Source organism: Streptomyces sp. NBC_01454 (genome assembly GCF_036227565.1).
Classification (GTDB): Bacteria; Actinomycetota; Actinomycetes; order Streptomycetales; family Streptomycetaceae; genus Streptomyces.
Genome location: NZ_CP109460.1, coordinates 2200197 through 2213468, shown reverse-complemented (window position 1 = coordinate 2213468; position 13272 = coordinate 2200197). Strand labels below are relative to the sequence as shown.

At 69.1% G+C, this 13272-nt stretch carries 12 protein-coding genes; 7 read left to right on the top strand and 5 right to left on the bottom strand.

Features of this window, described 5'->3' with window-relative positions:
- The 4 genes from OIU81_RS09525 to OIU81_RS09510 all read left to right on the top strand — a co-directional run bounded on the left by OIU81_RS09525 (position 1) and on the right by OIU81_RS09510 (position 4931).
- Positions 1 to 315, top strand: coding sequence for a hypothetical protein (locus tag OIU81_RS09525; protein WP_329145812.1), 315 nt, complete (start codon positions 1 to 3; stop codon positions 313 to 315).
- A 62-nt stretch (positions 316 to 377) separates the two neighbouring features.
- Positions 378 to 2039, top strand: coding sequence for a hypothetical protein (locus tag OIU81_RS09520; protein ID WP_329145810.1), 1662 nt, complete (start codon positions 378 to 380; stop codon positions 2037 to 2039).
- A gap of 98 nt (positions 2040 to 2137) precedes the next feature.
- Complete coding sequence (locus OIU81_RS09515) at positions 2138 to 3496, top strand: S8 family serine peptidase (RefSeq protein WP_329145808.1); 1359 nt, start codon at positions 2138 to 2140, stop codon at positions 3494 to 3496.
- 391 nt (positions 3497 to 3887) lie between these two features.
- On the top strand, positions 3888 to 4931 hold the full coding sequence (locus OIU81_RS09510; protein WP_329145806.1) for a S8 family serine peptidase: 1044 nt from the start codon (positions 3888 to 3890) through the stop codon (positions 4929 to 4931).
- A gap of 296 nt (positions 4932 to 5227) precedes the next feature.
- Here the strand turns inward: OIU81_RS09510 and OIU81_RS09505 are convergent, their stop codons facing one another.
- Positions 5228 to 6232: a WXG100-like domain-containing protein gene (locus tag OIU81_RS09505; RefSeq protein WP_329145804.1), complete on the bottom strand. Its 1005-nt coding sequence runs from the start codon at positions 6230 to 6232 to the stop codon at positions 5228 to 5230.
- A gap of 190 nt (positions 6233 to 6422) precedes the next feature.
- The gene (locus tag OIU81_RS09500) at positions 6423 to 6752 is read right to left on the bottom strand and encodes a WXG100 family type VII secretion target (protein ID WP_329145802.1); all 330 of its coding nucleotides are present in this window, start codon (positions 6750 to 6752) and stop codon (positions 6423 to 6425) included.
- A gap of 320 nt (positions 6753 to 7072) precedes the next feature.
- Here OIU81_RS09500 and OIU81_RS09495 point away from each other — a divergent pair, with 320 nt between their 5' ends.
- Entirely contained in the window at positions 7073 to 7372 is a 300-nt protein-coding gene (locus OIU81_RS09495) for a hypothetical protein (RefSeq protein ID WP_329145800.1), read from the top strand.
- Between the two features lie 204 nt (positions 7373 to 7576).
- Here the strand turns inward: OIU81_RS09495 and OIU81_RS09490 are convergent, their stop codons facing one another.
- The 3 genes from OIU81_RS09490 to OIU81_RS09480 all read right to left on the bottom strand — a co-directional run bounded on the left by OIU81_RS09490 (position 7577) and on the right by OIU81_RS09480 (position 11921).
- Complete coding sequence (locus OIU81_RS09490) at positions 7577 to 8968, bottom strand: SUKH-4 family immunity protein (protein ID WP_329145798.1); 1392 nt, start codon at positions 8966 to 8968, stop codon at positions 7577 to 7579.
- The gene (locus tag OIU81_RS09485; RefSeq protein WP_329145796.1) at positions 8965 to 11094 is read right to left on the bottom strand and encodes an ATP-binding protein; all 2130 of its coding nucleotides are present in this window, start codon (positions 11092 to 11094) and stop codon (positions 8965 to 8967) included. Before OIU81_RS09485 ends, OIU81_RS09490 begins: the two co-directional genes overlap by 4 nt.
- A 419-nt stretch (positions 11095 to 11513) precedes the next feature.
- Positions 11514 to 11921 (bottom strand): hypothetical protein, encoded by a 408-nt coding sequence (locus OIU81_RS09480; RefSeq protein ID WP_329145794.1) that lies wholly within the window; start codon positions 11919 to 11921, stop codon positions 11514 to 11516.
- 239 nt (positions 11922 to 12160) lie between these two features.
- Between OIU81_RS09480 and OIU81_RS09475 the strand changes: the two genes are divergently transcribed.
- Complete coding sequence (locus OIU81_RS09475; protein ID WP_329145791.1) at positions 12161 to 12469, top strand: hypothetical protein; 309 nt, start codon at positions 12161 to 12163, stop codon at positions 12467 to 12469.
- On the top strand, positions 12466 to 13191 hold the full coding sequence (locus tag OIU81_RS09470; RefSeq protein ID WP_329145789.1) for a WXG100 family type VII secretion target: 726 nt from the start codon (positions 12466 to 12468) through the stop codon (positions 13189 to 13191). Before OIU81_RS09475 ends, OIU81_RS09470 begins: the two co-directional genes overlap by 4 nt.
- The last annotated feature ends 81 nt before the right edge of the window (positions 13192 to 13272 follow it).

Below are 13272 nucleotides of genomic sequence, written 5' to 3'. Positions count from 1 at the left end.
GTGGGTGGTAAAGGCGAGTACGGCGTTGACCTGGACGCTTTGGACCAGGTTGTGAAGGAGCTCAACCATGTCCTCCAGATGATGGGCGACTCGACGAGCACGGCCAAGAGCAGCACCTATCTGGCGAAGGGCACCCTGGGGCAGGGGTTCACGGAGGAAAGCCAGCTGTATCAGGCTCATGGCGCGATGAAGGGTGACATCGAGCAGCTGATGGAGATGGTGGAAGGCCTCATCGACCGGTTCGGCAAGAAGTCGTCCAAGGTCAGGGGTGCCTACCAGGACGCCGAGGCGGACAACACCGTCAGCATGGCGTGATGTCGGCGGGCGGATTGCAGTGACAGATGGAGCATGTTCGATGACGGAGTGGGGGACAGCAGATGGCATCGAATGACGGAAAGTTCAAGCCCGCCGAGGTCCATGTACCGAAGAACGCCGGGCCGGCGCAGACAGGTTCGGGCGCGGCTCAAGAGCAGAGCTATGAAATCGGCCAGAGCCGCCCTCAGTTCACCAAGCTGAGGCTGAATCAGGTCAAGCAGATGGTCGACGGCTCCAACCCGGGAGAAGTCGGCAATGTCGCCGAGGGCTGGAAGCTCGTTCGCATCAAGCTGGTGGGCGGCGGTAGCGACTGGACCTCGCAGGACTGGAATGACGGCATCAAGAAGAAGTTCGACGATGCGGTGACCAAGGTCCTGCAGTCCTGGCACGGCACCTCCGCGGACCAATTCGCGGCTGAGGCACAGAAGATCAGCAACAACTTCGCGAAACTCGCTGCCTACCCGCACAACACCGGCTACGTGCTGCACCAGATCAGCGAGCGACTGGCGTCCGTCAAGAAGGCGGTCGAGGGCGTCCAGGAGCCCAGCGAGTGGGAGCGCATCAAGGACCGGGCTTCCGACGGCATGGGTTCCGGTGCCGGAAAGGGTGCGGCCATCGGGAACACCCTTATGCCGGGCGGCGGCGGTGCCCTGGTCGGCGGCTTCGTCGGCGGAATGGTCGGCGGCGACGGCCGGGACGACTCGCAGTTGAACGCCGACCTGGCCAACCCGAAGATGAGCATCTTCGACGCCGTCAACAAGAACCGGGGAAGCCTGTCGATCGACCGGGAGCGCGAGCTCGAGGCTGCTCATTACATGGAGCAGCTGGCGACTACTTACCGGGCGGGTGTTGTGGCTATTGGGAAGCCGCCGATGGGTGGCGGTTCGCGGGAGAAGGAGGTGCCGGAACGAGATGGCGGCGACGTCCCGATCCCCCCGATCGGCCCGTACGGTCCCATGCCGTCCGGTCCCAGCGGAGGCTCGACCCCTAAGACTCCGGACATCAAGGGCGGCGGCGGTTACACGACCCCGCAGCCGATGGAACCGCCACGCCAGCACGGCATCGATGGCGGGATTGGCAGTATCCCGAAGAGCCCCACACCTCACATTGGCACGGGACTTGATGGCCTTTCGGGGGGGACGGGTCTCGGCACTGGCGGTGGCGCCGGCGCTGGCGGGATTGGTGGCGGTGTCGGCGGCGGCGTAGGCACTGGAGGCTTGGGCGCGGGGGCCGGAAGCGTCGGTGCGGGTTCCGGCCCGGGCGTTGGCGGATCGGGCGCACCCGGCATGGTGGGGGGTGTCGGCGCTACCGGTGGCGCCCGTGCCGGTGGCACGGGCGCTGGAGCGGGCGCACGGGGCGGCCGCGCCGGCATGCCCGGTATGGGGGGAGCCGCTGGCGCCGGCAAGGGAGCTGGCGCCAAGGGCGCTGGCGCTGGCGGCAAGGGAAGTGCCCTGGCACGGCAAAAGGGCGGAGTGATCGGCGGCAAGGGAGGAAAGCTCGGCGCCGCAGGTCAAGGAGGATCCGGGTTGCACCGCAGCCGGGGCGGCACGCAGCAGGGCGCTACAGGCGGGCGCCGCCCGGCTGGCATGGGCGGCGCGCATGGTGCTCACGGGGCAAAGGGTAAGGACAAGGGCGGAGAGAACGGACAGCGCCCCGACTACCTGGTAGAAGAAGAGGAGACCTGGACGCCGGAGCGTAATGTGGCGCCCAAGGTCATCGAGTAGGTGCCTGTCGGTCCAGGCGAATCGCTGGGCGGAATCGAAAAGGGGCCCGCAGTCTTCGGGCTGCGGGCCCCGACCCTGTTAGGGAGAGGTGTAACGGCATGAGCTTCACGCGAACACTGCGTGCAGTGGGTGGCGCGGTGGTGGCGGGAGCACTGCTCTTCGGCTCCGCCCCGGCTGCTTCGGCAGACCAGATCAGAAATGACCAATGGCCGTTGAAGTCGTTCGATGCTGAAAAGGTGTGGAAGGTATCGACTGGCAAGGGCGTCACAGTCGCAGTACTCGATCACCCCATCAACGGCGATCACCCTGACTTGAAAGGAAATGTTCTACCCGGCAAGGACGTTGAGAATGGCGGGCCTGCCAATCAGGAGTCGCAGGAGAACCATGGCACATCGATGGCAGGCATCATTGCAGGCCATGGGCATGGTGCTGGAAATTCTGACGGCGTGAAGGGCCTGGCTCCGGATGCCAAGATTCTTCCGGTGGCTCTGTCCGTCGAAGTTGGCGATGTGCCAGCGCCGAACACGGATCCGTTTGCAGATGCACTGAATTACGCTGTTGATCAGGGCGCTTCTGTCATCAACATGTCATTCGGGTGGCCTGTCCTGACTGATAAGGAGAAGCGGGCTCTCTCCTATGCGGCTAAGAAGAATGTCCTCCTTGTGGTCGCGACCGGCAACGACGGATTGGGCCACCTTGATCAACTGACGTCCTATCCGGGAGTAGTTGCGGTTGGAGCGGTCGACAAGGGCGGCAAGGTATGGGAGGACTCGAACTACGGTCCCCAAACCATGTTGACCGCACCTGGGACGATGATTCGATCTGCAGGGGCCAACAAGCCGTATTTGCTGGCCAATGGCACATCCGACTCGGCGGCCTACGTCTCCGGTGCCGCAGCCCTTCTTCGTGCCAAGTACCCCGACCTCACTGCCGGTCAGATCGCCAACCGGCTCGTGAAGACGGCTGGTCTACCGCCTGGGCAGGAAGGAATGAAGCTCCCTGACCCGCACTACGGGTACGGCTTCATCCGGCCCTTGAGGGCGCTGACGCAGGACATCCCGGCTGGTTCGAAGAACGGTCCGCTGAAGACTCCCAAGACTGAGCCGGGCGCCGGCGCCGGTGGAGCAACCGCTCTCGGTTCATCGGGTAACGGCGGTGACCAGACTGGTGAGCAGAAGAGCAGCGGACTCGGTATCGGCGCCATTGTGGGTATCGGGGCCGGCGTTCTCGTCGTTGTCGCGCTCATCGTGATCGTCGTGGTACGGCAGAAGAAGAACGGTCGCAGCGGACCGCCGCCTGGTGGCCCTGGTGGCTACGGCGGCCCGGGGTTCCCGCAGCAGCCGGGTCCGTACCAGCAGCCTCCCGCCCCGTATCAGCAGCAGCCAGGTGCCTACCAGCAGCCGACTGCACCCGGTTCCTTCCCGCCGCCGCCTCCCAACCAGCCGCCCGGCCGGTAAATGGCCTCATACGTGACGCTGGATAGCGTCTGAGGGCTAGCGCAGTCAGGTCTTCAGCCGAGGTTGGTTGCTTAAGGGCATCGTCCGATCTGCGGTGATGGTGGACGGTGCACGGGCGCAATTGCCGATCATCAGAACTGACTTGGGGTTCGCAGTGTTCCTGCTGCGGACCCCAAGTTGTCATGTGGGGGAATTTCGAGATGAGCTTTACGCGGACGCTGCGTGCGGTGGGTGGTGTTGTGGTGGCGGGAGTGCTGCTCTTCGGCGCGGCTCCGATCGCCTTGGCTGATCAGAACAGGGATGATCAGTGGCCACTCAAGGCGTTTGACGCCGCGAGCATTTGGAGGGAGTCGACGGGTAAGGGGGGCACGGTGCGGTAATCGATGATCCCGTGAACGGTGCTTATCCGGATCTGAAGGGCAATGTGCTGCCGGGGAAGAGCTTCATCGACGGTGGGCGAGGGGATCGCAAGGGGCCGGGTGACCACGGGACCGGGATGGCATCGCTCATCGCCGGGCACGGGCATGGCGCCGGAAATGCCGACGGTGTAATGGGTCTTGCGCCCAACGCTAAGATCCTTCCCGTTGGGAGGCCCCAGGTCGGAGCCGGGTCGGAGAACTCCGGGCCGGGTGATTGGATCAGGTACGCAGTCGATCATGATGCGTCCGTCATCAACATGTCGATCGGCCTCGCGTTTCTCACTGATGCCGACAGAAGTGCTCTGGCTTATGCGGCACAGAAGGACGTCCTGGTCGTAGTGGCCTCCGGTAACGACGGAGAGACGAAGCTGGGTGGATTGGCCGCTAGCCCGGGGGTCGTAGCGGTGGGTTCAGTGGATAAGGCCGGAAAGATGGGGGCGAAGTCCAACTCTGGCGGTGAGCTCATGCTGACGGCTCCTGGGGTGGAGATCACGTCTGCTTCGGCTAGCCCTGGGCAGTACCGGCTTGCGGACGGTACATCTGATTCCACGGCCTACGTATCTGCTGCCGCGGCACTGTTGCGTTCCAAATTCCCTGACCTTACCGCCGGTCAGATCGTCAATCGTCTCGTCAAGACGGCGGCGCTCCCCAAGGACGAAGAAGGCACCAGTCTTCCCGACTCGCACTATGGGTTCGGCATCATTCGCCCCTACAGCGCGCTGACCAAGCACATTCCTGCCGGCGCCAAGAACGGTCCGCTCAAGACGCCGAAGGCGGATCCGTCCACGGGTGTGGGCGGTGCGAGCGCAGGTAGTGGCGGCCAGCAGGTGAGTAGGGAGAAGGACGGCGGACTTGGTATGGGTGCCGTCGTCGGCATCGCAGTCGGTGTGCTCGTAGTTGTCGCGGTCGTCGTTGTCGTGGTGGTTCGGCAGAAGAAGGGTGGGGGTAGCGGGCCGCCGCCGGGTGGGTATGGGGGGTTCGGGGGGCCTGGTGGTTCCGGGGTTGTGTCTCGGTAGCAGGGGCCGTTTCAGCAGTCGGCGCCCTACCCGCAGCCCGGTCCGTATCAGCCGCCGGGGCCGTATCAGCAACCCGGTCCGTATCAGTACCCGTCAGGTGCTTCGGGAGGGTTTCCGCCCGTACCGCCGCCTGGGCAGTGAGGGCAGTGGCTGGGTGAAGGATGTGACTTGGGGTCCGCAGTGTTCAGCTGCGGACCCCGAGGTGTGTCGGATGAGAGGCAGGGGCGGGCGAGCTCAGAGCGTCTCGCCGGGCCCCCTTTGTTCGTGGTGCGCCTTGGGGCTGGGGCGTTGGCGGGTCAGCCGAAGACTGAGCGGACCTCGTCTGTGACGTTCTGGTGGCGGGTGGCGGCGCCGCCGGTGTGGCGGTCGGTGTGGCGTTGGGCGGCGTCCAGGCCCCGGTTGGTGAGGTCGTCCTTGGCGTGGTCGAGGTAGGTGCCGGGGTCGGCCAGGCTGGTGACGCCGTCCTTGTATTCCTGGACGCCTTCCTTGAGGCCGTCGACGTATTCGCCGGCCTTGTCCTTGCCGATGTCGGCGGTTTCGCCCCAGTCAATGCCGTCGCGGGCGCCGAAGTGGCTCTCGATGCCCTGCTGGGCGACGTTCTGGGCCATCTCCGTGGCGGCCTCTTTGGCCTTGTTCTTGCCTTCTTCGACGATCTTGTCCTTGGCGATTTCCTTCGCCTGGTCGACGACCTTGTCCTTGACGGTCTCCTTGACCGTCTTCTTGACGTAATCCGTCGCGATCTTGCGGGCTTCCTTGGAGACGGCCTTCTTCGCCATCTTCTTGATGGCGTCCATGGTGGCGTGCTCCATGGCCTTGGTGGCCGCCTGCATGACCTCGCGTTTGATCTTGTCGAGGATCTGGCGGACCATCAGGCGGGTTGCCTGAGTGGCGCCCGCGGCGCCGATCTCGGAGATGCCCAGGGTGAAAGGTGCGGCGGCCTGGGCCGCGATGATCTCGGCGGCCAGGATGACGAGCTGGACAATGACCGCGATCTTTCCGGCGAGCACGGCGATGGCCGCGGCGTCGAAGGCGACGGCGATGACTTCCGCCGCCGCGGCGGCATCGCGGAGATAGTTGTCCCCGCTGTCCCCGCCGCCGGAGAAAGAGCCCCATTCCCGGGAAAAGCCTTCGACGGCCTCGCCGGAGTTGGCGGAGACGACTTCACCCGCTGCCGAAGAGCCCTGGGACGATGCCTGGTTGACCGCCTCGGCGAAGTTGCGCCAGGCCTGGGCGCATTCATGGAGCTTGTCCTCGTCGGCGTCCGGCCAGTTGTAGCCGAGGAGGTCCAGGACCCAAGCCACCTCGCTTGGCAGCGTCAATGACACAGTGATCGTCCCCCGTGCAGTGGTAGCCAATTGCTGAGCGCAATGGAGAGATAGGAGAGATAGGTAGGAGAGAGGTAGGAGAGAGGTGAGGCGGAGAGCTGGGAGGGGGAAAGGGTGAAGGGAGGGGGTCCGGCCCGGGGAATGGATCCGTGTGCGGCGGGGGACCTCAGAGGGTCGGGCGGCCGACCGCGCTGATGGTGTGGATGCCCTGCTCGTCGGATTCGGTGTACGAACCGGCCATGTGCTGCAACTTGTCGCCGATGCTTTCGAGGCGCTCGCCCAACGAGTCCATCGATTCGAACATGCCGTCCCGGATGGGCGTGTAGATCGTTTCGAAGAGGTCGCCGAAGTCGCAGTTCTCCCACGGGCTGCCGAGACCTTCGAGGTCGTCCTGCAGCTTCTTCGACGCCTTGGAGAAATCGCCGCCGATGTGGACGAAGGTGTCGCCCTGCGTGCGCAGTACATCCGGATCAACGTCGAATGCCTTGCCTGCCACGCTTGCCCCCGTGATGCCGTGTATTTCACGCAGATATCTGTCGCGTCTTTAGTGATCCACCCTAGGTGATCCGAATCCATGCATGTCAAGGCGAGGAGTGTGGAGGGAACGTGGGTATTTTGATGCCCAACAGTTGTGTGAGGGAGGCGAATTGAGACCTGCTGTGGGTGTTGGCGCCACTTGTGGGTGGGGGTGGTCGCCGAACGTCGTGGTGATGCGGAGGCGGTGGGGTGGCAGAGGGTGGGGTGAGCGTGTGAGGGCGGCGTCGGCCGGGGGAGTGGCGGGTGGTGGCGATCACCGGTCCCGTAGCATTCCCCCTCATGGACATGCCCGGCAACGAAGAGCCCCTGACCGACAGTCGCGTGGGGCTGACGCCACGTCAGGCGCGGCGCATACGCATCGTCCTGGCCTCGGTGCTGATGGCCGCGATGGCGGTGGTGCTCGTGGTGCGCCTGGCGTCGCGTACGTCGGTGCTGGTGGTCGGGGTGTACGGAGCCGCGCTGGTGCTCTGCGGCGTGGTAATCGAGCTCAGCCGGCACGGGCGTACCCGGCTCGGCACCTGGCTGCTGGGCCTCGGCCTGGCGGCCGCACTGGCCGCGGACTGGCTGCTGTTGCCCTGAGGCCCTGATGCCCGGTGCCCTGTTGCCCTGACTCCCTGTTGCCTTGATGACCTGGTGCCCTGAGAGAGCGCCCGCCTCCGTAGTGCACTGAGAGCGGGTCGGGGGATCGAAAGGGGGAGACCTTCCTCCAGGGGGCCCACGCGCTCCAGACGTTCCAGGCGGCCCGTCCCCCCCTGTTTCCCGAGCCGCCCCTCCCCCCCCGGCTCAGAACAACCCGTGCCACATCTGCTCGATGACCAGCGACCACCAGTTGCCCTCGTCGTCCAGGGCCCAGGAGTCGATGGCCGCGATCTGCTCCTGGAAGGCGGCGACCGCTGCACCCGCGGCCCGCGGGTCCATGCCCTGCATCTGCCGGCGTGTGGTCGCCAGCAGGGCGAGGGAGCGGACGTACGCGGACAGGGAGCGGTTGACGAACCAGCCGCCGCCGGAGGACGGCTGGACGGCCCAGACGGTGCCGATCAGGCTCTGGTTGTTCTCCGGGGCGACGCACTGGACGGCGAGCGTGTAGAGCCCGTCCGTGCCGAGTCGGACGTAGCCGGCGAGGGTCGTCAGCGTCTGCTCCTGGGCCTGGGTGCCCGTGGTGCGCAGATGGGTCGCCACGTCGGTGAACAGCCCGCCGGCGGGCGGGGATTCGGGCCGGTCGGCGGTGAAGAAGAACGGCACCGTGGTGGGCAGCCCGGCCAAGGTCAGCGTGTTCCGCGTGGACTCGGGCAGCGGGGCCGCGCCGAGGTCGTCGGGGGCCGGGCGCTGGATCCCCTCGGGGCCGAAGACCTCCACCAGGTGCTTGCCGAGGGCCACGTCCCGCATCGCGGGGGCGTCCTCGACGTCCTGCGGCACCGGCAGCCGGTGCGGCCGCGGCGGCGCCGTCCGGCCCGCCGTCCGGTGCATCGCCTCGACGTGCCGCAGCAGCCCGGCGACGCCCTCCGTGCGCTCCTCGGGGTGCATGCCGTAGCCCTCGGTGCAGGAGAAGGCGGCGTTCGGGAAGGTACGCAGGACGAAGTCGGCCGGGTAGCCGCCGGGCAGCAGGGCCGAGCGCAGATCCGTGTGGACCGCGCGGACGTCCGCGGGGTCCACGCCCAGCCGCCGCAGCTCGTCATGGAGCTGGTACTCGACGGGGGGCGCGCCGGGCGCCGAGACGCGGACGAGGGTGGTCTCCTCGCCGGTCGACGGGTCGGGGTAGGTCGCCACGGCGGTGTTGCCGGGACCGGTGACCGGCGGCTCGGCGGGGGCCGCCGGAGCGGTGCCCGTGCCCGCGCCCGTGCCCGTGCCCGTGCCCGTGCCCGCGCCCGCGCCCGCACCCGTGCCCGCGCCCGCACCGTGCTTTTGCTGGTACATCCGGACGACCTCGTCGACCGGTACCGACGGCCACACCGTCAGCTCGCCGGAGGCCCGGTCGACGACGCCGCACGCGGCACCGATCTCGGCGGGCGGGCGCCGCTGCCCGGTCTGCGGATCGACCTCCGGGGGCGGCGGCGCGGCCCACACCACCCAGCCGAGGTCGAACTCCTGCATGGCCACCTCGCGCGGGGGCCCCTGGTGCCCCTCGGGGTTGAGCCAGCGGGCGGCGGTGGCCTGCGCCTGCGCCTGGGTGATCATGAGTGGTCTCCTTCGAGGCCGTCGGAAGCAGCGGAGTCAGGGGAGCCGGTGCGCTGGGCCGGCACGGTGGGAGCGGCGGCGGGCGGCGCGGCGAGGATCTGACGGGCGGTGACACCGCGCCCGGTGGCGACGACGAGCACGCCGTCCGGGGACAGGTCGGCGCCGGTGATCGGGGTGTCCGAGAGCAGCGTGGCGACCACCTCCCGGCTCGCGCGCGCCCAGATCCGCAGGTAGTCGGCGCCGCGGCTGAACCCGAAGGGCGCCGCGGCCTGCGCCTCCTCGGAGGGGCGCCGCACCCGTGCCGGGTCGGCGGCGACGTACTCGGGGCGCAGCAGGTCGTGGACGAGGAGCGCGCCCGTCGCCCCGCCCTCGGAGGCCCCGCCGTCCGGGCCGGGCACCGGACGGGAGCCAGGGGTCCCCTCGGGGACGAGGAAGGCGGCGACGGGACGGGAGGCGCCGGACGCCGGCTCGGGCCCGCCACCGTCGGCGCTCCCGGCGTCCGCCGGCGGGAGGGTGCCGGCCGTCACCGCGCGGACGCCGGTCAGCGGCACGCTCCACAGCGTGCGCCAGGGCATGGCGAACCCGAGCCCGTGCAGCGCCTGGGCATACGGCTCCAGCCCGTCCTCGACGAACGCGGTCTCCAGGAACGCGGCCCGCACGCCGGCCGGTGCCTGGGAACGGGTGAGCAGCGGCGCGGTGCGCAGATACGTCCGGGCCGGGGCGCCCAGCTGTTCCAGCGGTACGGCCTCGATGGCGGCCCGCATCGCCACCGGGTCGGCGTGCGCGAACAGGCCCGGGTCGGTGAGGAGTTGGGGGAGGAGTCCGGCGTCGAGGGTGTGTGCCGCGAGGTGGTCGCGGATGTAGGGGTCGGCACGGGACCAGTCCTGCTGGGGCACCGCTTCCAGCAGCGCCATGGCGATCTTGGTCTGGGCGTCCCGGGCGTCCGGCAGACCGGCGCGGATCTCCTCGGCGATCCCCGTGTGCATCAGGCGCAGCAGCGTACGGCCGCCGTCGGCGGTGCCCTCGGCCCGCTCCCCGCCCGTCGCCCCTTCCGGCTCCCCGTCGGCCGCCTCGTCCCGCTCCGCCGTCGCGACCGGCTGGAGGAACGGTGCGGCCAGCAGCATGCCGTCGGCGAGGTCGCGGCTCATGTCCCGTCCGGCCACGGCGTCGGCCAGCGTGCCCCACAGCTGGACGGGCAGCCCCGCGCCCTCGGCGAATGCGAGCGGTGCCAGCATCAGCCGCAGGGTCTGCGGGTCCGCGCCCAGCCGGCGGGCGTGCAGATCCAGCGCCTCGCCGACGCTGCCGGGCAGCATCGACGGGTCCGCCGGGTCGAAGCCCTCGGGCCGCATGAACAGCGACTGCACGGCGAGCTGGAGGGTCAGCCGGTTGCCGCCCGCGCGCTCCGCCATCGCCTCGGCGAGCGCCCGGCGGGCCGACGGATCGGTGACGAACGGGAGTTCCGGTACCCCGGCCCCGAGCGAGAGCGCGGCCTCGGCGTGCCGCACCAGGCCGGCCGGGTCGGCCCACTCGGGGTCGTCGAGATCGATGATCCGGGCCTGGCCGGACGGCAGCGCCTGCGCCAGCTCCGCGGCCAGTTCGCGCGGGACATCGGCCAGCAGCTGCACCCCGCCGGTGGCGGCGAGCGGCTTGAGGACGTCCCGGACGAGGCGGGCCGGCTCGTCCGCGGCGCGCACCGGGCCGGCCCGGTCGGCATCCGGCACCACAATCGTCACCGGCTCTTCACGGGCGGCGAGTTCGGTGCAGATGTCTTCGCTGCGGGCCGCGTTCAGCTGGAAGTGGTCGGCGAGCAGCCACAGCAGCTGTGCCGCGGTGCGTCCCTCCGGGTTCGGCACGGCGGGCGCCGGCAGGTCCGGCGGCACGGTCGCCGGGTCCATGTGGTCCAGCGGCAGCTGCTTGCGGTGGTCGGGGTCGCACATTGCCAGGAAGCCGGTGAGCAGGCGCGAGCGCCCGCTGCCCGGGCTTCCGGTGAGGACGATGACCCGCGGAGCGCCCGGCCACCGCATTCGCCATGCCGCGAGCGCACGGAGCACGGCGGTGCGCCCGCCGATGTACGGATGCGGTGCATATCCGGCCGCCGCGGTGATTCCTTCATCTGAGCCGCTCATGGCTCCCTCGTCCCCCATCGATCCCGCCTCCACCTTTGTGGATTCCTGCACGTACCGGCTCGATCTTATGTTCCGGGCCGCATGCTCAAGACCGCTCGGGGTGTGCCGTTCCGGAACTGGAACCTGCAGGCGGGACGGATGCGGAAGGAGACGGGTCAGGTCGTGCGGCGGCGGCGTTGGATGGCTGCGCGGGGAGACCCGGTGTGGAGAAAGCGGTGTGGAGAAAGCGGTGTGGAGAAATGGGGATCACTCTGTGGGGAAAGAAAGCAGATCTGTCCGGCTATTCCGGCGGTGGGTCTGCTTTCCGCCGTATCGCCGCCTTGGGCGCGGTGTACCGATTGCAGGGAAAGGGAAATACGGCCGGCCGGCCGGGCGCGGTGCCGGGCCGGCCGCCGCGCACCGTCCGTGCGCTGCTCCGCTCAGCCCCGGTGCCCGCCGCCGCGGCCGCCACGCCGGGGAGCGGTCACGATGTCGCCCGTCGGGCCGTCGCGCTCCGCACGCTCGGCGTCCTCCTGGGCCTCCTGCTCCTTCTGCCAGGCGGCGAACTTCTCGCGCGACGCCTCGCGTTCGGCCATGGTCTGGTTCTCCGCGGCCCGCCGGATCTGGCCCATCCGGTCGCCCAGCGCGTCCATGTACCCCGGCGTCTCGATGGCGTCCTTCATGCCGATCCGGCCGGAGAGCACTTCCCGGGCCATCTCCTGGAGTTTGCCGCCCACATTGGGGTTGTCCGCCAGGACCTTCAGCGCCTTGCGCAGCCGGTGCGCCTGCTCCGGGTCCTGGGCGACGTCCATCAGGTCCTCGTCCTGGATCTGCCGCTCATTGCTCATCTCTGCCCCCTTGAACGTGATGGCACAGCAACCGCATGTGCGGCACCGGCGTCCAGAGTCTAATGACGGGTGTGAACAGGTCGTCAAGGCGGGTGTTGTCGGTATTGCCGCATATCGCTGCGTATGCATTCCGCTCGCCGCCGGCGGCCGCTTCGCGGAAGGCTTCGGGGCTATTGCGGGTGTGCTAGACCTGTGAGGCGATGCCGGCAGGCAGCTGTCATTCAATTCGGGGAGAAATCATGTCCGACGAAGTCCGGCTCAGTACGGAGGAGTTGCACACACTCGGTGCGGCCTTCGAGGCACGTGCGGAGGAACTGAGCCGGCAGCTGGCCGCATTCAGACGGCGGGCGGACGCCGAGGCGCTGCGGGAGGGTTTCGGCGGCGACGAGGCGGCGCGGCCCCACCGTGAGCTGTACGAGCAGGCCGAGCACGCCCTCGTCCAGCTCCAGCAGCGGCTGCGCGAGGTCGGCGGAGGAATCAAGGAGACCGTCGCGCACTGGCAGGCGGCCGAGGAAGAGCTGGACGAGATGATCCGGAGCGTCACATGAGCGAGCGGCGCAACCCCGAGGCCCTGCACGAAGCGGCGGCCGGCTGGCGGGAGATGGGCAAGCACCTCGACGGCCTCGTCCGCGACCTGGACCGGAAGGTCGCCACCGCCGCCGCGGCCAACTGGCACGGTCCGGCGGGCGAGGCGTTCGCCGGGGAGTGGCACCGCCTCAAGCGGTCCGTCGACGAGTCGCTGCCGGCCTTCGAACTGGCCGCCGCCGACCTGGAGACCGCTGCCGCCGCGCCCCCCGAGGCCGAGGACGGCACGGACGGCGGGCACGGCAAGGGCCACGGCGCACCACCGGTGGACCGTTCCGCCGGCGCCGCGCCGTCCTCGTCCGGCAACGAGACCGCCTACGGCTTCATGGCGCTCGGCCAGCTGGCCAACGGCCTCGGCGGCGCCTTCGGCAAGCGCGGCGGGGGCGGCGGCCGGGGCCAGGGCCCGGTCGTGGCGCACCAGTGGGACACCTCCACCGCACCGCTCGGCCCCGACCCGTTCGGCCCGGCGCGGGACGGCGAGGCGAAGACGCGCGGCGGCGAGGGCCTCGCCAAGGGCGTACGGAGCCGGCCGGCCGGCGCCGAACCGGCCCCGGGCGACGAACGGCCCCCGAAGGACAGGACGGACACGAAGGGGACGGAGTCCAAGGGGACGGCCACCGCACCCGCCGCGGCGGGCGACGGCCCGGCCGGCCCCGACGTCACCCAGCACGGCGCCTTCGGCTGACCCGAACCACCGGCACCGGAACCGACACCGGAACCGGCACCGATCCGGACACACCGGACTCCGGTCGCCCCCACGAAACGG

Coding starts and splice junctions, on each gene's coding strand:
- OIU81_RS09475 (WP_329145791.1), top strand. CDS start 12,161: ATGTCCGACGAAGTCCGGCTCAGTACGGAGGAGTTGCACACACTCGGT.
- OIU81_RS09485 (WP_329145796.1), bottom strand. CDS start 11,094: ATGAGCGGCTCAGATGAAGGAATCACCGCGGCGGCCGGATATGCACCG.
- OIU81_RS09480 (WP_329145794.1), bottom strand. CDS start 11,921: ATGAGCAATGAGCGGCAGATCCAGGACGAGGACCTGATGGACGTCGCC.
- OIU81_RS09495 (WP_329145800.1), top strand. CDS start 7,073: ATGGACATGCCCGGCAACGAAGAGCCCCTGACCGACAGTCGCGTGGGG.
- OIU81_RS09520 (WP_329145810.1), top strand. CDS start 378: ATGGCATCGAATGACGGAAAGTTCAAGCCCGCCGAGGTCCATGTACCG.
- OIU81_RS09515 (WP_329145808.1), top strand. CDS start 2,138: ATGAGCTTCACGCGAACACTGCGTGCAGTGGGTGGCGCGGTGGTGGCG.
- OIU81_RS09490 (WP_329145798.1), bottom strand. CDS start 8,968: ATGATCACCCAGGCGCAGGCGCAGGCCACCGCCGCCCGCTGGCTCAAC.
- OIU81_RS09470 (WP_329145789.1), top strand. CDS start 12,466: ATGAGCGAGCGGCGCAACCCCGAGGCCCTGCACGAAGCGGCGGCCGGC.